Here is a 22,665-nt window from a genome sequence, read left to right on the forward strand (position 1 = left end):
AGCGAATAAGCTTATTTCTTACGCCAAGTGGTGCCACTTGGACCATCTTCAAGCACAACGCCCAAAATATCTAAACGATTACGCGCCACATCCGCAGCAGCCCAATCCTTTTCGGTACGAGCACGGTTACGTTCAACAATTAAGGCTTCGATTTCGGCCACTTCATCGTCACTACCGCCGCCTTGAAAGAAGGCCTCTGGCTCTTGGCTTAATAGACCTAACACATCCGCTAATTGCTTCAAGGTGACCGCTAATGCCGATGCCTGTGCCATATCAGTCAGTTTTAACCGATTGATCTCACGCACCATATCAAATAGAACGGAATAGGCTTCAGGTGTATTAAAGTCATCATCCATCGCCGCTTTAAACTTGGCAATAAACTCTTCTGCAGGCGCCGCAACGACAGTCAAGTCGACATCTTTAATAGCGGTATACAAACGCTCTAAGGCTGAACGCGCTTGTTTCAAGTTATCTTCTGAATAGTTCAGTTGGCTACGATAATGGCCAGATAATAAGAAATAACGCACAGTTTCAGCATCATAGTGACCAAGCACATCTCGAATGGTGAAGAAGTTGCCTAAGGACTTAGACATCTTTTCACGGTCAACCATCACCATGCCAGTGTGCATCCAATAGTTGACGTATGGTGTGTCATGGGCACAGCAAGACTGGGCGATTTCATTCTCATGATGTGGGAACTGTAAGTCAGAGCCGCCGCCATGAATATCAAAATGCAGACCTAAATGTTTGCTGTTCATGGCCGAACATTCGATATGCCAGCCAGGACGACCCGGTCCCCATGGGGATTCCCACGTTGGTTCGCCAGGTTTCGACATTTTCCACAACACAAAATCCATTGGATTTTGCTTGGTTTCGTCCACTTCAACCCGAGCACCGGCTTGCAGTTGATCTAAATTCTGGCCCGATAAACGGCCATAATCAGGATATGAGGCCACGCTGAAAAGCACATCACCATCGCTCGCCACATAGGCATGGCCACGGGCGAGTAATAACTCAACCATGTCGATGATTTCGGCAATATGAAGGGTCGCGCGCGGTTCAAAATCGGGGCGCAACATATTTAAGGCATCGAAGTCTTGGTGCATTTCACCAATAAGACGCTCGGTTAAGGCTTCACAGCTTTCGTTATTCTCGTTAGCGCGCTTGATGATTTTGTCATCAACATCAGTAATATTGCGCTGAAAATTCACTTCATAACCCGCGTAACGCAGGTAGCGCACTATCATGTCGAAGGAAACAAAAGTACGGCCATGACCAATATGACAGAGATCGTATATGGTCACACCACACACGTACATCCCAATTTTCCCGGGATTAATTGGCTTAAATTCCTGTTTTTGGCGGGTAATACTGTTGTAAATCTTCAACATCGATATTCTCTTCAATGATACATTCAGGTGTAAAATCAAGGAGTCAGTCTATCACGGCCTGACAGGTTTTGAATACTGCACTTTGCGCGCAATCCGAGATAAGTTAGAATCGCGCCACTATTTACACAGAGTATGAAAACATGATCACATTACACACTAATTTGGGCGACATTAAACTGCAGCTGAACGCTGAAAAAGCGCCGTTAACAGTAGCAAACTTCATGAAATATGTTGACGAAGGTTTCTTCGACGGCACTATCTTCCACCGTGTGATAGACGGTTTCATGATCCAAGGTGGTGGCTTCAACGAAGACATGAGCCAAAAGCGTTGTAACGAGCCAGTGAAGAACGAAGCCAATAACGGTTTATCAAACCGTACTGGTACTGTCGCGATGGCGCGTACTTCAGATCCACATTCAGCTACTGCGCAGTTCTTCATTAACGTGAACGATAACACTTTCCTCGACTTTAAATCAGAAACCTCACAGGGCTGGGGCTACTGCGTATTCGGCGAAATCGTTGAAGGCATGGATGTTATCGAAAAAATCAAAGCCGTTAGCACAGGCAACCGTGGTATGCATCAAGATGTGCCATTAGAAGCCATTGTGATTGAAAAAGTCAGCGTCGCGGCATAATACGGCGAATGCGAACTCTATTTATAGGCGATCTACACCTGAGTGCAGATCGCCTTGATATCACCCAAGCGTTCACTCGCTTTCTCGACACTGAACTCGATGATGCCGACGCCCTTTATATCCTAGGCGATTTGTTTGAAGTCTGGGTTGGTGATGATATTGCCTTGCCTTTTGCCCTCGACATCGCCGAAAAACTCAAGCAAGTATCACAAAAGTTGCCCGTGTATTTTATCCATGGTAACCGTGACTTCATGCTAGGCAAACAATTTGCGCGCGCCGCAGGCATGCAAATTTTACCCGAAGTCACTCGCCTCAATTTATACGGTGTCGACACTGTAATTTTGCACGGCGACAGCTTATGTACTTTAGATAAGGCCTACCAACGCTTTCGAAAACTGCGCAGTTTATCGCTGTCTCGTTGGCTGTATGGTTGTTTATCCAAGAAAACCCGTCAGGGCATTGCTGATAAAATTCGCAGCAAGAGCAAGAACAGCAATAAGCAAAAAAGCTACACTATCATGGATGTAGAGCCCAATGCGGTCGATGTGTTATTTGCCAAGACACACACTAAGCATATGATCCACGGTCATACCCACAGACCAGCCATTCATCAACTTGCTAATGGCTGTAAGCGTATAGTGGTTGGCGATTGGTATGAACAAGGCAGTGTGCTCAGTGTGAGCGCTGAAGGGATTAATTTACAGTCCTTACCCTTCGACCCGATGATGACCTAAAGGCATTGGCTTAAGTAGGCCTCATTTAGCGTTACTCAAGCTTAAATAGCTTAAATTTTTAGCTTTAATAGCTTGAAAATACTGTGATTAACGGTTTTTCGAACCGTTAATCGTTTCTGCTATATGGACTTAACTCTACTCGTTTGGGGAAGCAAAGCCGTTCAAATTAATTTAATAGAGGCGACCCACTGTGGAAACGAAACTCATCATCCTGCGCCAAAATCAACTCAGCTTCTAACTCGCCAAAGTACTTCACTCGCTCGCTAATATCCTCAGGTGAAACCAACTGAGCTAACGCAAGATAATCTTGATAATGTCGAGCTTCAGAACGCAGCAGTGACACATAAAACTTACTCAACTCACCGTCTAAATAAGGCGCGAGTTTAGCGAAGCGCTCGCACGAGCGAGCCTCAATATATGCCCCTACAATCAACTTATCCCGCAAAATATCTTTCTCATGGGTTGTCACATGACTCATCATGCCCTTGGCATAACGCCCCGCGCGAATATTGCGGTAATCAATACTGCGCTTGTGCATTAAATCCAATACTTGTTCAAAATGATGAAACTCTTCTTTAATCAAGCGGATTAAAGGTGAAACTAAATTCGCAGCAAACTTAAAGTTGGGCTTAGGTATAAGGTCAGTTACCAACTCATTCTTTTTCACATCCCGGGCTAAAAAACTTTCCACATCATGTTCTTGCGAATAAATAAACTCTTCATAGGGTTTCGCCCACGCCAACAGGGTTCGACCACTGTCTTTATCTAACGCATATTTTCGTAGCAAAAAAATCGCTGTCTGAGCGGCTTTTAACTCACAGTTACAATGGTCGATCAGCAACTCATCCAAGGAATCTGATTTTATCGCGACATCAATCCAAGTTTGCGGTGTTTCACAGTGAAGAAATGCGTGGATGGGGGCAAGAAGTTGCAGCATGGACTCACTCAATATCATTCTGAATATCACGCTATTTTACGCATATTTACTCATAAGCTATAGCATTAGGCTTAAGTAAACTTGACGCGCTGAACTTTTTGTTCAATAAATAATCTACACTCTAAAGAACTGAGATCCTGATCACACAGCCTCTCACTTCTCTATGTGTAACCAATCGATGGATAAAGAGACAGGACACCATTTTAACCTCGATTGTAGAGCTGTTATCAGCTCGTCTGACGTTTGGCGAGCCATTCATCAATGCTGAACAAGGATAATTATAATGATACTGAATCACTTAATGGGGCTATACACTCATCCAAAACAAGAGTGGCAAACAATTGAAAAAAACCATGAGGCACTGAAAAGTAGCTTAAGCCATGTAGTACTTATCGCCTTAATTCCGGCGGTGTGCAGCTATATAGCTACGGCTTACATTGGCTGGAATCCTGGCGCTGGCGATCCTATTTACCTTACACCACAAAGTGCCCTGTTTATGTCCGCAGGCATGTATTTAGGCCTAATTGCAGGCGTATTCGCCCTTGCCTATTTAGCCTATTGGATGGCAAAAACCTTCGATGCTAACCCAACTTACACCCAAGCATTAGAGCTCGCGTCCTACACTGCAACCCCGTTGTTTATGGTCGGTTTAGCCGCATTATATCCAGTGCTATGGTTTATCATGATAGTGGGGTTGATTGGTTTAGCCTACTCAGTCTATTTACTGTACGCGGGGGTGCCTATCATTATGAATATCCCTGAAGAGAAAGGTTTTATCTATGCCAGCTCTATGGTGACTGCAGGCTTAGTACTCTTGGTGGGGCTAATGGCAACTAGTGTCATTTTATGGAGCTTAGGCTTTGGTCCTATGTACCAATAACCATTTTAATTCATCACAAATTTAATCAACAGCAACTCAAGCTCTGCGTCGCAATTGATTTGTAGCAGAAAATAAAAAAGAAGGCCGCAAAGGCCTTCTTTTTTGAGTTGAATTAACGCTCTGAGCGAGTTAACAGATCAGTTTGACTCATTCAGTCAAACAGCTCCACTTAAGCAAAATCACTCGAAAGAATCACGCAGCGCTACGGTTAAGTTAAACACTAAATTATCCGACGATGAATCTTTGCTGTCAGCGCAGAAATAGCCTTCACGCTCAAACTGATAGGCTTGTTCCGCAGGTGCATTCACTAAGCTTGCTTCTGCAAAACCTTGTACAACGATCAATGATTCAGGGTTCAACACCTCATCCACAGTCTCTGCCGCAGCAGGATTAGGATCGGTAAATAAACGCTGATAGAGACGGAATTCAGCAGGCTTGGCTGTAGATGCCTCAACCCAATGGATCACGCCTTTAACTTTACGGCCATCAGCAGGGTTTTTACCTAAAGTTTCAGGATCATAAGTACAGTAAACCGTCGTGATATTACCTTCGCTGTCTTTGTCACAACGTTCAGCTTTAATCACATAAGCATTACGTAAACGCACTTCTTTACCTGTAACTAAGCGTTTGTATTGTTTGTTGGCTTCTTCTTTAAAGTCAGCCACATCAATCAATATTTCTCGGCCAAAGGCTAATTCACGCGTCCCCATGCTCTCATCATTTGGATGAGCGGCCGCTTGAATGTACTCAAGTTCACCTTCAGCATAGTTTTCAATGATGACTTTCAATGGACGCAATACGGCCATCGCACGCGGTGCATGTTCGTTCAATTCTTCACGAATACACGCATCTAACATGCCGACTTCAATCATATTCTCTTGCTTAGTCACACCGATACGTTGGCAGAACTCACGAATTGAAGCCGGTGTATAACCACGACGACGTAAGCCTGCAATCGTTGGCATACGTGGATCATCCCAACCTGACACGAGTTTACGGGTCACAAGGTCGTTCAGCTTACGTTTAGACATCAAGGTATATTCGAGATTTAAGCGGGAAAACTCGTATTGACGAGTACGATTCGGCGCTTGAAAATCGTTCAAATTATCCAACACCCAATCGTATAAACGACGGTTGTCTTGGAACTCTAATGTACATAAAGAGTGGGTAATATGTTCTAACGCATCAGAAATACAGTGCGTGAAGTCGTACATTGGGTAAATGCACCACTTGTCACCTGTTTGATGATGATGGGCAAAACGAATACGGTAGATGATAGGATCGCGCATACACATGAATGGCGATGCCATATCAATTTTGGCACGCAATGCGCACTCGCCTTCTTTAAAACCACCGTCGCGCATCTTAGCGAATAAGGCGAGGTTTTCTTCGACTGATGTGTCGCGGAAAGGACTGTTTTTACCTGGCTCTTTTAACGTACCACGGTATTCACGGGTTTCATCTGCATTCAAAAAACACACATAAGCCAAACCTTTATTAATCAGTTCAACCGCATATTGATGTAACTGATCAAAATAGTTTGATGAATAGCGAACGTCACCATCCCACTGGAATCCAAGCCAACGCACATCCGCCTGAATAGAATTCACATAATCAATGTCTTCTTTTTCAGGATTAGTATCGTCAAAACGTAAATTACACAGACCGTTATAGTCTCGCGCTATCCCAAAATTTAAGCAGATAGATTTAGCATGACCAATATGAAGATAGCCATTCGGTTCCGGCGGGAAACGAGTCTGTACACTCGTGTGCTTACCGCTTTGTAAATCTTCATCTATGATATTACGAATAAAGTTACTCGGACGTACTTCAGTGTCCACATGACTCATGGAATTCCTCTTTGCGAACAATGGCAATTTTAAGAAAACCAGCATGATCCTACAGATCACCACTAGTTACAATGCCTAGGGTTAAAAACTCTGGTTTTTGACTGTCTGGGGTTATAACCGCGATAGTAAAACAATAAAAGCAGCCATGAAAGCTGCTTTTATCTTTGATCTAACTAAGCTGACATTTATTATTCAGTCACGCCGACTCAGTAAATCTTACTCGGTGATAATGCGGATCCCAGGAATAATCTGCTGGCTTCTTTTACCTTTACGTTTCAACCACAGATAAAAAGCGGCTAATGCAAACAAGAAGAAACCAATCCACAGACTTGATTGAACTGGGTGCTGCGTAAAGGTAGCGGCTTGATAAACTACCGTTGCAGAACCATAAGCCAGTGAGAAAGTCCACGTTGCCGCAAACGTCGCCCACCGAGAACCAAACTCATGCACTAAGGCGCCCATTGCCGCAACACAAGGAGTATAAAGTAAGATAAACAGCAAGTAGGAGAAAGCCGCAACTTTACCACTAAAACCTGCTTGTAAAGCACCAAACGTCGATGTCGCAACACCTTGTTCTTCAGCCACGGTTTCTTTATTGGTTAAATCACCGACCGACAGTTTAAGCGGATCTTCAAGATCTAAACCAAACAAGTTAGCTGGAATCGTTGCCAGAGCCGCATTAAAGCTTTCGCTCAATGGTGCAAGCTCTTCATCTGTCGGCGCCGCGCTACTGTATAGACTGTTTAAGGTACCAACAACCGCTTCTTTGGCGAAAATACCCGTGATAATACCGACGGTTGCAGGCCAGTTATCCTGCTCTATGCCCATAGGCGAGAAGATAGGCGTGATTTTTTGACTCGCGACACTCAGCAAAGATGCTTGGCTATCTTCATGGCCAAATGTGCCATCAGCACCTATGGCATTGATAAAGTTCAATAAGGTCACGACCAGAACAATCGTTTTACCTGCGCCTAAAATAAAACTCTTAGTGCGTTTACCTGTACGAACCATAACAGCTTTCAGCTTAGGTAGTTCATAACTTGGTAGCTCCATCACCACAGCACTGCTGCTGCCGGGTAATAAAGTGCTTCTGAGTAATAAACCCGTACCGATAGCGGCAAAGATACCAATAATATACAGCAAGAAGACTAAATTCTGACCTGAATCGGGGAAGAAAGCAGCCGCAAATAGTGCATAAACCGGAAGACGTGCACCACAGGACATAAATGGTGCCATCATCCCTGTCACAATACGCTCACGCTCACTGCCTAAGGTTCGCGTCGCCATAATTGCAGGCACAGAACAACCAAAACCGACAATCATAGGAACGAATGCTTTACCAGGCAGGCCAATACGACGCATTAAACCGTCAACCACAAATGCAGCGCGCGCCATGTAGCCAGAACTTTCGAGGATCGACAAACCGAGGAAAAGCGCCGCAATAACAGGAATAAAGGTTGATACGGTTTGAATGCCTTGGCCGACACCGCCCGCTAAGATAGTGACCAACCAAGCCGGAGAGCCCATGCTCGTCAAGAATGAACCGAAGTGATCGACAAACAATGCGCCAGCAAAAACATCAAAGAAATCAATAAAAGCACTGCCAATATTAATGCTGAACATAAACATCAAATACATCACAAACAAGAACACAGGAATGCCAAGCACAGGATGTAAGACGAGTTTATCTAATTTGTCACTGAGGGTGAGGAACCCTGACTCTTTCACTGAACCTTGAAAAACTTGTTCAACGAAATTAAAGCGCGTGGTCGCCACCATCACTTCAATATCATGGCCTTGCTGAGCGATAATCTGAGTACAGGAATTCACTTCATCCTGCAGTTCAGCATTTTTACAGCTACCACAACCCGAACCATTACCTAGCATAGCCAAAGCGCGGCCGCGACTTAATTGGGCATCTTTGCTGCAAAGTAACTGCACGCCCGCTTCAATTTGTTCATCATAATGAAGCACTAATGGGGCTTCTGAGACTCGGCCTTGAAGTAAATCGAGTACTTGTGCCTGAACTTTAGCGACATCGGCAGGATCTCGCGAACACACGCCAATCACAGGGCAACCCAGCTCTTGGCTCATTTTCTTTAAATCGACTTTAATCCCACGTTTGACAGCCGAATCAATTTTATTCAGCACCACTACCATAGGGATAGCGAGTTCACGCAATTGGGCCGTGAGATATAAGTGACGTTCGATATTAGTGGCATCGACTAAATTGATAATGCCATCGACACGTTGCTCGGCAAGGTATTGCTGCGCAATTTGCTCATCAAGTGAACAATCGCAACTATTGCCCGCAGGGAGAAGGTCGTAAATACCCGGTAAGTCTGTCAGATAGACGTCAGCACCGTTTAAGGTGAAATGACCAGTCTTTTTTTCGACCGTAACACCAGACCAGTTACCCACTTGCTGATTTGCGCCTGTTAGCGCGTTAAAGAGTGTAGATTTACCCGCGTTAGGGTTTCCTACTGTGACGCAATGAAACTGCTTAGCCATTCGTCTTTTCCACCTCAATGATGTCTGCCAAATCTCTGCGCATACAAAGTTTACTACCACGAATATCCAGTTCGAGACCAGAACCCATAGGTGCGTATCGGATCAATAAAAAACGCGTATTTGGCGTGATCCCCATGGACAACAACTTGCGCTTCACGGTTTGTGGCAGCGCCAAACGCCCCACTTCAGAAATAAGACCGCGATCGCCGGGACTGAGTTCGCTTAACTTCATTACGTATTCCACCTTGCAACAGGTTCAGCTCGAAAAACTGCGCCCATTGTAACCGAGCGATGACACTAATAACTTTACCTAGATCAAGATTTTTGATTGGTAACGATAATAGTTTTCAATTGTGTTGGGTATTATGTGATAAAAATTCCAATGAATAAACGACCAACCGAAAATAAAAATCCGCACCTTAGCATTAGTGACTATCAAGCGATGCACAGAAGTCAAAACGCTGTAAACAAATCCCACCCGAAGCAAGTGTGATCAAAATCACACTTAATCTATATCGCCTGTAAAATCATCCCTCTTTACAGTGAAAAGACCACGCAATGTTAAGCACGTGTCACACACTTGTTCTAATATTAACCGAGTTCAATAAGCTAAATTAGCAATGTCGAAAGCGTAAAAATAACAAATATAAATGCACTCGGGAAAACATAACCATGGAAATAGGGCTAAAGTTCAGAAGCATAGCTAAGGCTATGCTATGTATTTTGTTATCAATCGCAAGCGTTTCGGCCTCAGCGACCCCTTGGGATGACAAAAAACCAGAAGAAGTTGTTGCGACATTAGACAAAAAATTCGCCGAAGGTAAGTATTCCACTAAAGGCGCTGATACTTGCCTGATGTGCCACAAAAAAAGTGCCGTGGTGATGGCAATATTTGAGGGGGTTCATGGCAACCCAAATGTGAAAGGTTCACCCATGGCCGATTTGCAGTGCGAAGCCTGCCACGGCCCGTTGGGGAATCATAATAAAGGTGGCAAAGAGCCGATGATCACCTTTGGCGCGAACTCCCCTGTTCCCGCGCAAAAGCAAAACAGTGTCTGCATGAGTTGCCACAATGACAGTCAACGTACTGCATGGAAAGGCAATCACCACGATAACGCCGATGTCGCCTGTAGCAGCTGCCATCAAGTGCATGCCGCAAAAGATCCTATCAGCGATAAAGCCAATGAAGTCACCATTTGTACCCAGTGCCATACCCAACAAAAAGCCGATATGCACAAGCGCTCGGCGCATCCATTACAGTGGCAACAAATGGTGTGCAGTGACTGCCATAATCCCCACGGCAGTTTAAACGATTCAAGCTTGAAGCAAATGAGTGTTAATGAAAATTGCTATAGCTGTCATGCCGAAAAACGCGGCCCTAAACTGTGGGAACATGCCCCCGTCACCGACAACTGCGCTAATTGCCATAATCCCCACGGCAGCGTGAACGAAGCCATGCTGATCAGCAAACCGCCACAACTGTGTCAGCAGTGCCACGCTTCGGATGGCCATAGCAGTAATGCCTATTTTGGCAATCAAACCAATGCCTTCACTTCTGGTAATTCCTGTATGAATTGTCATGGACAAGTGCATGGATCTAACCATCCTTCTGGCAAATTACTACAGAGATAACAAGGGAATGATCATGCGAACAGCTAAAATGTCTCACCCTAGCGCTTATTTCTCCCTCACTTTGCTAGCTTGGGCGATAAGCGGTGTTTTGACTCAAGCACACGCCGAAGGTTATGAGCTGCAAGAAGCGAATCGAAGTAGCATAAAGACAGAGGCATGGAGCTGTAAGCAATGCCAACCTAAGACAGGGGATATTGGCAATGTCAGTGCCAGCCTCGCTTACAACGATAGTGAGGACAGCCGTTTCGGTAACAGCACTGGGACAGATAACGAGGGTCTCGTTGGCGCCGTCGGTGCGGATATGGTGTACAAAACACCGTCGGGTTATCAAACCGAGCTGGTCGCGGATAAGTTAGGTTTTGATGCGGGCTCAGCCAAGCTCACAACAGGAAGGCCGGGAAACTATCAAATCAACTTGGGTTATAGAGGCTTAGCAAACTATAACCATAATCAACTCAAAAGCCCCTATACCTCAGTGCAAGATAAAATGTTATTGCCCGATAACTGGATAACAGGCGGCACAACGCAATCTATGCCTATGTTACAGAGCAGCCTTGTTAGCCAAGATTTAAGTATTCAACGTGATCGCTTTAGTATCGGTGGTTACTACGCGGGTAAAATATCACCTGAAGGTGACAATAACAGTCACTACAAAGCCTCGCTAAACTATCAGCATGAAGACCGCAGCGGCGCCAAAAAGACCAGCGCCAATATACTCACCAATAGCGTTATGCTAGCCCAACCAATTGATGACAGTACTGATGAAGTCGATGCGAGAGTTTATTTTAACGGTTCAGGCTGGCAAGCAGGCATCAATAGCCAAATCAGCCAATATAAAAATGATCACCAAGCCATGCTGTGGCAGTCTGCCTACACTCCCACCTTTGGTGCAGCATACCTAGGTCAGAATGCGGTCGACCCCGACAATAAAGCCTACCGAGTTGCCGCAGAAGCCTCAGGGGGGGCAAATGGTCAAAATATATTGATGCACGCAGGCTTTAGCCGCATGACCCAAGATGACACCTTTATTCCTGCCACCATCAATGGCCCATCGCCCGTCCTGCCTGCGGATACCTTAAATGGCCAAGTCGATATTGTAGAGATGGACCTTAAATATTCAGGACGGATCAGCCAAGATTTAAGCATGCAGGCAAGTTACAACTATCAAGACAGAGATAACAAAACGGCTCAATTAGACTTTCCGCAGATCGTCACCGACAGTATTAATCAAAGCACAGCCCAAAATAGCCTTTATGATAAGCGCACCAAAAAACTCGAACTTAAAAGCAAATACCGTTTTACCTCAGCGGCTTATGCCGAAGCGGGTTACAGCCATAATGAAAACGATTATGCCGAACTCGACCGCCAATCCGTCGACGAGTCCGGCGTGTTTGCTAAACTAAGTTATCGCTATTCGCCCGCATGGTCAGCTTGGTTGAAAGGAGAAGCACTAGAGCGAGATGGCAGTGAATATCATCCCGTCGCAACCACTCAAAGTTCAAGTAATCCTTGGCTACGTAAATCCTACCTTGCCGATAGAAAAAGACAGAAAGTCACCTTACACACGGATTATCAAACTGATATGGGCCTCTCGCTGGGCGCCAGCTTGCACAGTGTCGATGACGACTATCATCATACCCTAGTAGGTCTAACTCAGGTGTCCTATCTCGGTTACGACTTGTCAGCCCAATATATGCTGAGCAGTGACCTCAATTTAACCGCCTTTGTTAACCAAGATTGGCGCGATTCAGACCAAGCGGGCAGTAATTCCTTCTCGACACCCGATTGGTACAGCACTGCCGAGGAAAAATCAACCTTGATTGGTGCAGGGCTTAGTTATCAAAACCTGTTCGATCATCACCTCGATATTGGTTTGGATTACAGCTATTCCGGCGGACAGAGTGATACAGAAGTGACCTACGGCATCACCAGTCCCTATGGCGATTTTTACGCCCGCAAACACAATATTAATGCCTACGCCAAATATAAGTTTGCCGACAGTATGTCGCTGCGCGTCGATTGGTTATTCGAAAAATATCAAGATGCTAACTGGCAAAACCAAGGCACAAGCTGGGACACGATTCCCAACGTACTCAGTTTTGGTGATATGGGCCACGATTACAACGCTCACTACTTAGGCTTGACCTTAAGCTACCAAATGTAACTTAGGCACTGACAGCGCATTCCAAGGATAGAAATATGAACAAGTTTGCAAAAATTCGCACTCAATTCAGTCTTATGCTGGCCTTAGTCTCGCTATTAAGCGCCTGTGGCGGTGATAACGGCCAAGATGGTAAACCCGGTGAGCCTGCGAAACCACCTGCATTAACGATAACTAGCCTTAACATCATGGTAGATAAAATCGCGATGACAGATGGCATTGCTCAAGTGGATTTTCAAGTGAGCAATCAAGATGATGAAGCCGTGATTGGTATCCCATCGGCGACATTTATTGCCGCGCAGCTTCTCCCCCAAGGTTATACAGGCGCGGGGAATAGCAGTGAATGGCAGCACTTTACCGCTGAAACCTGCGCGGCAACTTGTCCAGGCAGTCTCACAGATCATAAAAACGGTCACTACAGTTATACCTTCAGCGCCGCATTTAATGGCATGAATGGAGTGACGTTTATGCCCGAAGCGACCCAAAGAATGGTGGTCAAAATTGGCGGCGATAAACTTGCCGATAACACGCCCTTACCTATAACCAATCAGCATTATGACTGGCAATCTTCAGGTAGTAATGTCGCTTACACCCGCAACTTAGTCACAATAGAGACCTGTAATAGTTGCCACAGTAATCTTGCTTTCCATGGCAGTAGATATAATCAAATCGAAACCTGCGTCACCTGCCATAACAGCAAAAAAGTCAGTAACCCTGCGGATATTTTCCCACAAATGATCCACAGCAAACATTTAACCGGCTTCCCGCAACCCATTAGTGACTGCCAAACCTGTCACGTCGATAAGGCTGAGTTAACCGAACAGCAAAACTGGCGCAGAGTCCCGACCATGCAAGCCTGTGGTGCCTGTCATACACAGATCAATTTCCCCGCAGGCGAAGGACACCCAGTGCAAACAGATAACAGTAACTGCGTGGCGTGTCATAATGCCGACTGGACCGCAAGCGTACACAGTGATGAAGCTAAAACTGCGGCATTGATGCAATTTAGCCCAAGTATCACCAGCGCCAGTATGGATGCCAATGGTACGGTCACTGTTGCGGTTAAGCTGATGAATCCAGCCACAGGAACTGTGTATAGCGAAAGTGCCGATAAGCTAAAATTTATCAATGATTTAAGGGTATATGCCAACTGGGGAACCAGTTTTGATTATGCGACCCGTTCAGCTCGCTCGATTAAACTGCCGGAATCCACACCCATATCAGGCTCTAATGGCATTTATACCTATACGATAGCGGGCCTTACCGTGCCAGCAGGCACTGAAACGGATCATGGTGGACTTGCGATTCAAGGCAGAGTCTGTGCCAAAGATAAAGTACTGGTTGATTGCACGACTGAACTGGCGGAAGTGTTAGTGATTAAATCCAGCCACAGTTATTTTGATATGGCAGCATTGAGCAATGAAGGTCGTCGTAGCGTTGTGAGTAATGCAAGCTGCGGTAATTGCCATGGCGATCAAAAACTGAATATTCACGGCTCACGTAACGATCTCGATGGTCAATGCCAGCTATGCCATAACGCCAATATGCTGGCCGATGCGACGGCAGCCAATCCTTCAATCACATCATTTGACTTTAAGCAGCTGATCCACGGTATTCACACCAGTCAATTCACGGGGTTTGAAAGCCTAAACTACCCAGGAAAAATCGGTAACTGTGCCCAATGCCATGTTAACGATACTGCGGGAATTTCTACCGTCGCCCTCCCCTTAAATTCATCGGTGCAACCCCTTGCCCTCAATAACGGCACTTTTACCAGTCCAATTGCCGCTGTGTGTAGCAACTGCCATTCAGATACCAGCACTCATAACCACATGGCGCAGCAAGGTGCTGTTTTTGCAGGTACAAAATCCGATGCAACCGCAGGAACTGAAACATGTGCTTTCTGTCATGGACAGGGTGGAGTCGCGGACGTGTTGAAAGTGCATCCAATAAACTAACCCTATGATGCTGGCCTAAAAAGGCCAGCAACTGCAGATATAAAAGGAACTCATACGATGCAGTCATCTACTCCTAAAGAAATAGTCAGATCTCAGTCACATTACCCGCCTAAAGTGACTGATAAATACCAGTGACTTAGTTAGCCTTACAGATGGAAAACTAATTCCACACATCCTATGCGGGTAATGAGATTTATTCTTATTTGCCAAGCGTTTGATGATGATTACAACTATTGCAGGGAAATATCATGATGAAACGGTTCAATTTCAATACCGCAACAAAAGCGATGTTGGGTGCCGGTTTACTCTCTCTACTACTCGCCGGTTGCGGTGGTAGTGACGGTAAAGATGGTGAAGACGGAAAACCTGGCGTTATCGGTGTTAACATCGATTCAACTTCAACACTCAAAGCAAACTTTACTGATGCCACTATTGATGCAGGTAAAGTCACAGTCAACTTCACCTTAGAAAATGCGAATGGTGTGGCTGTACTTGGCTTGAATAAAGATCACGACATTCGCTTTGGTATTGCGCAACTTAGCCACGTAACAGTAGCAACAGAAGATCCAGCAAAACCCGCTGACCGCGGTTACCAATGGCAAGCCTATATCAATACGAAAAAAGAACCTGGCACAGTGCCTTCTGGCGTGGATAACCTCAATCCATCCGCTCAATATCAAGCCAACGTTGAAGCTGCAGCCAAGTGTGATACATGTTTAGTCGATCATGGTGATGGCAACTACAGTTATACCTATCAAGCCAATATCGCCAATGTCACTGAGCCCTTAGCCATCACTTACAGCGCTGAAGCGACTCAACGTGCAACCTTAGAGCTTGAGTTACCACAACTTTCAGCAAACGCACATTTTGACTGGCAACCTTCAACAGGTAAAACAGAAGGAATCCAAACACGTAACGTTGTTTCAATAACAGCCTGTTACACCTGTCACCAACCAGAAAGTTTAGAGTTACACGGCGGCCGCAGAGTTGATATTGAGAACTGTGCATCTTGCCATACGGCAACCTCTGGTGACCCTGAATCAGGCAATAGCATTGAATTTACTTACATGATTCATGCTATCCATAAAGGTGGCGAACGTCATACCTATGATGAAACTGGAGCGGAAGTTCCTGCACCATATAAAATTGTGGGGTATGGCGGTAAAGTCATTGACTATGGCAAGGTTGGTTTCCCATTAAAACCTGCCGCTGATTGTGCAGCCTGTCACGTAGAAGGAACGAACGCGCCAGCTAATGCCGATCTATTTAAGGCTGATTTAAGTAATCAAGCCTGTATTGGTTGTCACACTGAAAAACCATCTGCTCACCACAGCAGCAATGACTGTGTTGCCTGTCATAATGCAACTCAACCCTATGGTGGAACAGGCAGTGCGGCTAAACGTCATGGCGATGTGCTGAAAGCTTACTCTGACACTAAAACTATGGGTATTAAGTTCAGCAATGTAGGTGTCAATGCCACAGGCAAAATCACTTTCGATGTTCAAGTTATTGATAAGGATGGCAATGCGATTGACAAAGCCTTCGTGAACCAGGGCTCGCGTGTTGTAGTTGCATGGGATTCTGATAAAGACTTCCCGAGTTCTGCTACGGCTTCTTACAGTAACCGTCGCATTGCTCTAAGTGAAGGTACCTATAACGAAGCCAATAAAACCTACTCATTGACTGGCACTAAGTTCAATTTACCCGCAGATGCAAATGGTAAAACATTCGAACTATGGTCAACATTGGAAGTATGTTTCAACAATGGTGGCTATGGCGTTGCGGATGTTGTGATGACAGATTGTGCGACAGCTAACACACACAAAGTCCCTGTCAAAGAAGCTCCTTATCACTTCGTTTGGAAAGATAATGCTGTGGATAGCACAGCTAAAGCAGCTACTCGTCGTGATATTATTGACCCAACAAAATGTCAAGGTTGTCACAATCAAGAAATTCACCACTATGACAATGGTGTAAACTGCCAAACTTGTCATACATCAGACAAAACCCTTAAAGCCGATTCAAGCTATCCTGGTGGCAAAATCCCAACTAGCTTTGCTTGGAAAGCTCACGAACGTGAAGGCCATTATCTAAAATATGCAGGCGTACAATCGGGCACTGTGCTTAAAACTGATTGTGCTACATGTCATACTGTAGATAAATCAAACGTCATTACAGGTATTACCTTAGGCCGTGCACCTGAACGCACATGGCGTTTTGGTGACATCAACAATAACGGTACCGATATTTGGGTCTCTTCTGATGCAGGCGCATGTTTAAGCTGTCACCAGAAATATCTCTCTGATGCCGCTAAATCTCATATTGAGGCTAACGGTGGTATCTTAAACGGTACTAGCGCAGCCGATGTGCAAACCCGTGCATCTGAAAGCTGTGCGACTTGCCATACACCAGCTCAATTGAGTGAAGTCCACGGTAACTAAACAGAGATAACGCTCTCATTCAGAGCAATGTTTTTATTGTTATTAAAGAGAGAGGTTGTTACCTCTCTCTTTATATTCTTCCCTTTCAAAACCCCGCTGTTTTTTTGTTCTAAAATCATTTTTACCTCTCGCTTTAAATACCTCTTTAGAAATAGAAAGATCCAAGTCACACATTAGCAAAGGCCTTGGAGATTTTAAGGTCATGTTAGGTTAGCCTTTCCTTGGGGAATTCTATTTCCAGCATCCACTTAAGTCGCTTCTAGTGACCAAAAACACAGACATAGAATCTGTTGGCTCTAGAACATAGCGTTTAAGCAATGCCAAACCTATGCAGGGAAAAAAATGATGAACGCACAAACAACTAAAATCGCACTGCTGTTAGCAGCAAGTGCAGTCACTATGGCCTTAGCGGGCTGTGGTGGCAGCGATGGTAATGATGGTAATCCCGGTGAACCTGGTGGCGAACCTGCTCCAGCGATTCAAACCCTTAATTTCGCCTTTGACAAATCTGTCGTCACTAACGGTATTCCGAGTGTTGAGTTTACCGTCACTAACGAAAATGATTTACCCGTTGTTGGCCTACAAAAAATGCGTTTTGCCGCAGCACAATTAATCCCACAAGGCGCAACTGGTGCAGGTAATGCGTCACAATGGCAATACTTTGGTGATGAAACCTGTGATGTCGCTGCAACATGCCCAGGGACTTTCGTTGACAAGAAAAACGGTCACTACAGTTATACTTTTAGTATGAACCTGACCGCTAACACTAAAGTCACTTATAACGAACAGTTAGCTCAACGAGTATTAATCCGCGCTTATAACACTCCGCTTCCCGATGGTACTCAAGTACCAAACAGTAACGCCTTTGTCGACTTCACTGCCGATACTGGCGCACTGCCAACATATAGTCGCAAAATTGTCGCCACAGAAAGCTGTAATACTTGTCACCAAGATTTAGCCAATGTTAAACATGGCGGCGCGTATTCTGACGTTAATTACTGTGCAACTTGCCACACAGCCGGAAAAGTTGGCGTAGGTAAAGAGTTTAATGTTCTCGTTCACGCTAAGCACAAAGACCTCACCTTAGGCTCATTAGAAAGCTGTCAAAGCTGTCACGCAGCAAATGAGGCTACGCCTGATTGGAGTAATTGGTCACGTATCCCAACTGCCGCCTCATGTGGAAGCTGCCATAGCACAGTGGACTTTGCTGCCGGTAAAGGTCACTCACAACAGCTAGATAACTCTAACTGTATCGCCTGTCATAACAGCGATTGGACTGCAGAACTGCACACAGGTAAGACTGCAGACAAAAAAGCCGTTATCGCTCAGTTAGGTATGTCAGCAGCACTTGCTGGTCAAGCTGATGATACTGCAGTATTAACCGTGTCTATCTTAGACAAAGATGGTAACGCAATTGATGCGGCAACCGTTCAAGATAAGATTAAACGTTTAGAGTCCGTTACCAACGTTGGCCCTAACTTCCCGATCATGGGCTACAACCCAAGTCCAGGTAGCGGTAAAGCGAAAATAGCGAAAGACTTAGTCAAAGATGGTGCACTGCAAGAAGGTGTAACCTTAGTTGACGGTAAATTGATCTTTACAACACCCGCTCTACCTTTCGGTGCAGGCGATACTGATACCGCCTTTACCATTATCGGTTTAGAAGTGTGTAGCACTGGTACAAGCTTAACCGCATGTACCGCAGACAGCGCAACAACGAGCATGAAAGCCGAACTAGCTTTTGGCACTAAGTCTGGTAAAGCACCGAGCATGCGTCATGTTAACTCAGTTGAGTTTGGTACCTGTCAAGGTTGTCACGGTGATAGCTTCGAAATTCACAAAGGCCACCATGCGGGTTTTGTGATGACAGAACAGCTATCACATGCAAAAGATGCCAGCGGTAAGCCAATCGTAGGTGTGGATGCGTGTGTCGCTTGTCATACCCCAGATGGTACCTATGCAAATGGTGCTAACAAAGGTGCGTTGGAAATGAAATTACACGTTGTTCATGGTAAACAAGGTGTCATCAAAGAATGTACCCAATGTCATAACGACTTCAACCTAGATGCATTCAAGGTCAAAGGCGCTCTGGCAACAACTGCGGGTAAATACACCACGCCAATCACTGCCACTTGTACTTCATGCCACGCGCCAGAATCTATTGGCCACGGCTTAGAAAATATGGGCGCGATTGTGAACGGTGATTATGTTCAAGCCAATCAAGCGGCGCAGTCAGAAACCTGTTTCTACTGTCACAAACCCACACCAACAGATCACACTCAGGTGAAGATGTAATTTGCCCAAGCAGGGGGAGTTCGCTCCCCCTTTCTTGAATTTTGTTGGGACAAATTGGGAAGCCTATTATGAAGAACAGCCTAAAAATGAAAAACCTACTGCCGGCACTTGTCATCTCCATGGCAATGTCTGCAGTGATGTCTTTATGCATCACACCGAGTGCACACGCCTCAAAGTGGGATGACAAAATGACTCCAGAACAAGTCGAAGCCACCTTAGATAAGAAGTTTGCCGAAGGCAGCTACTCCCCTAAAGGTGCTGATTCTTGTTTGATGTGCCACAAAAAATCTGAAAAAGTGATGGACCTCTTCAAAGGTGTTCATGGCGCCATTGATTCATCAAAGAGCCCAATGGCTGGCCTGCAATGTGAAGCCTGTCATGGTCCTATGGGTCAACACAATAAAGGCGGCAACGAGCCGATGATCACTTTTGGTAAGCAATCGACCTTAAGTGCAGAAAAACAAAACAGTGTCTGTATGAGCTGCCACCAAGATGATAAACGCGTATCTTGGAACGGTAGTCACCATGACAATGCCGATGTCGCTTGTGCCTCATGCCACCAAGTGCATGTCGCAAAAGATCCTGTGTTATCAAAAAACACCGAAATGGAAGTCTGTACTAGCTGTCATACTAAGCAAAAAGCAGATATGAATAAACGCTCAAGTCACCCACTAAAATGGGCTCAAATGACCTGTAGCGATTGTCATAATCCCCATGGGAGCATGACAGATTCCGATCTAAACAAGCCTAGCATTAACGAAACCTGTTACTCCTGCCACGCCGAGAAACGCGGCCCAAAACTGTGGGAACATGCACCCGTCACTGAGAACTGTGTGACTTGCCACAATCCTCACGGCAGTGTGAATGATGCCATGTTGAAAACCCGCGCACCGCAGCTGTGTCAGCAATGTCACGCTAGCGATGGCCACGCCAGCAATGCTTACTTAGGTAACACTGGTTTAGGTTCAAACGTCGGCGACAATGCCTTTACGGGTGGAAGAAGCTGTTTAAATTGCCACAGTCAGGTCCATGGTTCAAACCATCCATCTGGCAAGCTATTACAGCGCTAAGGAGACGAGAAAATGAAATTTAAACTCAATTTGATCACTCTGGCGTTACTAGCAAACACAGGTTTTGCAATAGCGGCCGACGGGTATGGCCTAGCCAATGCCAATACAGAAAAAGTCAAAATGTCCGCTTGGAGCTGTAAAGGCTGCGTTGTTGAAACGGGTACGTCTGGCACTGTGGGTGTGGGCGTGGGTTACAACAGCGAAGAGGATATTCGCTCGGCTAATGCCTTTGGGACTTCAAACGAAGTTGCGGGTAAATTTGATGCCGATGTCACCTTCCGTGGTGAGAAAGGCTATCAAGCCAGCGTTGAAGCTTATCAACTGGGCATGGATGGTGGCCGTTTAGATGTCAATGCGGGCAAACAGGGCCAGTATAATGTCAATGTAAACTATCGCCAAATCGCCACTTACAACAGTAATAGCGCCTTAACGCCCTACTCTGGTGTCGGCAGCGATAATTTAACCTTGCCAGACAACTGGGTAACTGCGGGTTCAAGCAACCAGATGCCGTTACTGATGGACAACCTAAATGCCTTAGAACTGTCGCTCAAACGTGAGCGCACAGGGTTAGGTTTTGACTATCAAGGTGAATCGCTGTGGAGTACGCATGTGAGCTACATGCGTGAAGAAAAAACCGGCTTGAAAAAAACATCAGGTGGATTCTTTAACCAATCCATGATGTTAGCTGAGCCAGTTGATTACACCACTGACTCCATTGAAGCTGGCATTAAACTAAAAGGCGATCGTTGGTTCACTGCACTTAACTACAATGGCTCAATTTTTAAGAACGAGTACAACCAGTTAAACTTCGACAGTGCCTTCAATCCGACCTTTGGTGCTCAAACCTCTGGCACACTCGCCCTTGACCCTGACAACCAGTCACACACAGTGTCGCTCATGGGCCAATACAACGACAATACCAATGTGTTAACAGGTCGTGTGCTTGCGGGACAAATGAGTCAAGACCAAGCATTAGTCACTTCAGGCTATGGCTATCAAGTGCCGACAGAGGCCGTTGATGCCAAAGTTGACCTCACTGGGTTGAACTTAAAAGTCGTCAGTAAAGTAACTAACTCACTGCGCTTAAGTGGTAGCTACGACTATAGCGACCGTGATAACAATACTCAAATTGAAGAGTGGACCCAAGTCAGCATCAACAATGTCAATGGTAAGGTGGCCTATAACACCCCTTACGATAACACTAGCCAACGCTTCAAAGTGGCGGCGGATTATCGTATTACCCATGGACTGAAGCTTGATGGCGGCTATGACTTCAAACGTGATGACCGTAATTATCAAGACCGTGAAACCACGGATGAAAATACTGTTTGGGCACGTTTGCGCGTTAACAGCTTTGAAACTTGGGATATGTGGGTTAAGGGCAGTTACGGTCAGCGTGATGGCTCGCAATATCAAGCTTCTGAATGGACATCTTCTGAAACCAACAGCCTGTTACGTAAGTACAATCTGGCTAACCGCGACAGAACCCAGATTGAAGCTCGAGTCACCCACTCGCCAATCGACAGCTTGACCATAGATTTCGGTGCCCGTTACGCATTAGATGACTACTCTGACACAGTTATTGGCTTAACGGAGTCAAAAGACACCAGTTATGATGCCAACATCAGCTACATGATCACCGATGATTTACTGGCGACAGCCTTCTACAACTACCAAATCATTGAGTCAGAACAAGCGGGAAGCAGTAATTACAGCACCCCGACATGGACAGGATTCATTGAAGACAATGTAGATGTGATCGGGGCAGGCCTGAGCTACAACAACTTGCTTGAGAACAAGTTACGCATGGGATTGGATTACACTTATTCAAACTCCGACAGTAACACTCAAGTCAGACAAGGTATCACAGGCGACTATGGCGATTATTTTGCCAAAGTGCACAACATTAACTTATATGCTCAATATCAAGCCACCGAGAAAATGGCGCTGCGCTTGGATTATAAAATTGAGAATTATAAAGACAATGATGCCGCCAATGATATCGCCGTCGATGGGATCTGGAACGTCGTAGGCTTTGGCAGCAATAGCCATGACTACACAGCGCAAATGATCATGCTGAGCATGAGTTACAAACTCTAATCGATACTCTTCATAACACGAAAAGCCCGCATGTTGCGGGCTTTTGTTTAAGCGCAGCATTATCTTTTAA

16 protein-coding genes are annotated in these 22,665 nt (G+C 45.4%); 10 read left to right on the forward strand and 6 right to left on the reverse strand.

Annotated elements, in window-relative coordinates; all coding sequences use genetic code 11:
- Window positions 1-11: 11 nt before the first annotated feature.
- On the reverse strand, window positions 12-1,391 hold the full coding sequence (gene cysS, locus KO533_RS03580) for a cysteine--tRNA ligase (RefSeq protein WP_105252936.1): 1,380 nt from the start codon (window positions 1,389-1,391) through the stop codon (window positions 12-14).
- 140 nt (window positions 1,392-1,531) lie between these two features.
- Between cysS and KO533_RS03585 the strand changes: the two genes are divergently transcribed.
- Complete coding sequence (locus tag KO533_RS03585; RefSeq protein WP_105252937.1) at window positions 1,532-2,026, forward strand: peptidylprolyl isomerase; 495 nt, start codon at window positions 1,532-1,534, stop codon at window positions 2,024-2,026.
- An 8-nt stretch (window positions 2,027-2,034) separates the two neighbouring features.
- A complete protein-coding gene (locus KO533_RS03590; protein WP_105252938.1) occupies window positions 2,035-2,760 on the forward strand; it encodes a UDP-2,3-diacylglucosamine diphosphatase in 726 nt (241 codons plus the stop codon).
- A 166-nt stretch (window positions 2,761-2,926) separates the two neighbouring features.
- Here KO533_RS03590 and miaE read toward each other — a convergent pair whose 3' ends face one another.
- Window positions 2,927-3,697: a tRNA isopentenyl-2-thiomethyl-A-37 hydroxylase MiaE gene (gene miaE, locus KO533_RS03595; protein ID WP_113938855.1), complete on the reverse strand. Its 771-nt coding sequence runs from the start codon at window positions 3,695-3,697 to the stop codon at window positions 2,927-2,929.
- A gap of 283 nt (window positions 3,698-3,980) precedes the next feature.
- On the opposite strand from miaE, the gene KO533_RS03600 reads away from it, so the two are divergent.
- Complete coding sequence (locus KO533_RS03600; protein WP_105252940.1) at window positions 3,981-4,577, forward strand: Yip1 family protein; 597 nt, start codon at window positions 3,981-3,983, stop codon at window positions 4,575-4,577.
- A 179-nt stretch (window positions 4,578-4,756) separates the two neighbouring features.
- Here the strand turns inward: KO533_RS03600 and glnS are convergent, their stop codons facing one another.
- The 3 genes from glnS to KO533_RS03615 all read right to left on the reverse strand — a co-directional run bounded on the left by glnS (window position 4,757) and on the right by KO533_RS03615 (window position 9,170).
- Entirely contained in the window at window positions 4,757-6,427 is a 1,671-nt protein-coding gene (gene glnS / locus KO533_RS03605) for a glutamine--tRNA ligase (RefSeq protein ID WP_219252886.1), read from the reverse strand.
- A gap of 216 nt (window positions 6,428-6,643) precedes the next feature.
- Window positions 6,644-8,938 carry a Fe(2+) transporter permease subunit FeoB gene (gene feoB / locus KO533_RS03610; protein ID WP_219252888.1) on the reverse strand — a complete coding sequence of 765 codons (2,295 nt, stop codon included), beginning with the start codon at window positions 8,936-8,938 and terminating at the stop codon, window positions 6,644-6,646.
- A complete protein-coding gene (locus KO533_RS03615) occupies window positions 8,931-9,170 on the reverse strand; it encodes a FeoA family protein (RefSeq protein ID WP_028760477.1) in 240 nt (79 codons plus the stop codon). The genes feoB and KO533_RS03615 overlap by 8 nt, the downstream gene beginning before the upstream one ends.
- A gap of 440 nt (window positions 9,171-9,610) precedes the next feature.
- On the opposite strand from KO533_RS03615, the gene KO533_RS03620 reads away from it, so the two are divergent.
- The 4 genes from KO533_RS03620 to KO533_RS03635 all read left to right on the forward strand — a co-directional run bounded on the left by KO533_RS03620 (window position 9,611) and on the right by KO533_RS03635 (window position 17,130).
- On the forward strand, window positions 9,611-10,570 hold the full coding sequence (locus KO533_RS03620) for a DmsE family decaheme c-type cytochrome (RefSeq protein WP_219252890.1): 960 nt from the start codon (window positions 9,611-9,613) through the stop codon (window positions 10,568-10,570).
- A 13-nt stretch (window positions 10,571-10,583) separates the two neighbouring features.
- Complete coding sequence (locus KO533_RS03625; protein ID WP_219252892.1) at window positions 10,584-12,734, forward strand: MtrB/PioB family decaheme-associated outer membrane protein; 2,151 nt, start codon at window positions 10,584-10,586, stop codon at window positions 12,732-12,734.
- 35 nt (window positions 12,735-12,769) lie between these two features.
- Complete coding sequence (locus KO533_RS03630; RefSeq protein ID WP_219252894.1) at window positions 12,770-14,689, forward strand: OmcA/MtrC family decaheme c-type cytochrome; 1,920 nt, start codon at window positions 12,770-12,772, stop codon at window positions 14,687-14,689.
- 248 nt (window positions 14,690-14,937) lie between these two features.
- On the forward strand, window positions 14,938-17,130 hold the full coding sequence (locus tag KO533_RS03635) for an OmcA/MtrC family decaheme c-type cytochrome (protein ID WP_219252896.1): 2,193 nt from the start codon (window positions 14,938-14,940) through the stop codon (window positions 17,128-17,130).
- A 42-nt stretch (window positions 17,131-17,172) separates the two neighbouring features.
- Here KO533_RS03635 and KO533_RS03640 read toward each other — a convergent pair whose 3' ends face one another.
- A complete protein-coding gene (locus KO533_RS03640) occupies window positions 17,173-17,334 on the reverse strand; it encodes a hypothetical protein (protein WP_198572185.1) in 162 nt (53 codons plus the stop codon).
- Between the two features lie 138 nt (window positions 17,335-17,472).
- Between KO533_RS03640 and KO533_RS03645 the strand changes: the two genes are divergently transcribed.
- The 3 genes from KO533_RS03645 to KO533_RS03655 all read left to right on the forward strand — a co-directional run bounded on the left by KO533_RS03645 (window position 17,473) and on the right by KO533_RS03655 (window position 22,595).
- Window positions 17,473-19,425: an OmcA/MtrC family decaheme c-type cytochrome gene (locus KO533_RS03645; protein ID WP_028760482.1), complete on the forward strand. Its 1,953-nt coding sequence runs from the start codon at window positions 17,473-17,475 to the stop codon at window positions 19,423-19,425.
- A 68-nt stretch (window positions 19,426-19,493) separates the two neighbouring features.
- Window positions 19,494-20,495 (forward strand): decaheme c-type cytochrome MtrA, encoded by a 1,002-nt coding sequence (gene mtrA / locus KO533_RS03650; RefSeq protein ID WP_028760483.1) that lies wholly within the window; start codon window positions 19,494-19,496, stop codon window positions 20,493-20,495.
- Between the two features lie 12 nt (window positions 20,496-20,507).
- A complete protein-coding gene (locus KO533_RS03655) occupies window positions 20,508-22,595 on the forward strand; it encodes an MtrB/PioB family decaheme-associated outer membrane protein (RefSeq protein WP_168823633.1) in 2,088 nt (695 codons plus the stop codon).
- Window positions 22,596-22,665: the final 70 nt, after the last annotated feature.

Origin of the sequence: Shewanella sp. NKUCC05_KAH, from assembly GCF_019345585.1 — a bacterium.
Taxonomy (GTDB): Bacteria; Pseudomonadota; Gammaproteobacteria; order Enterobacterales; family Shewanellaceae; genus Shewanella; species Shewanella oncorhynchi.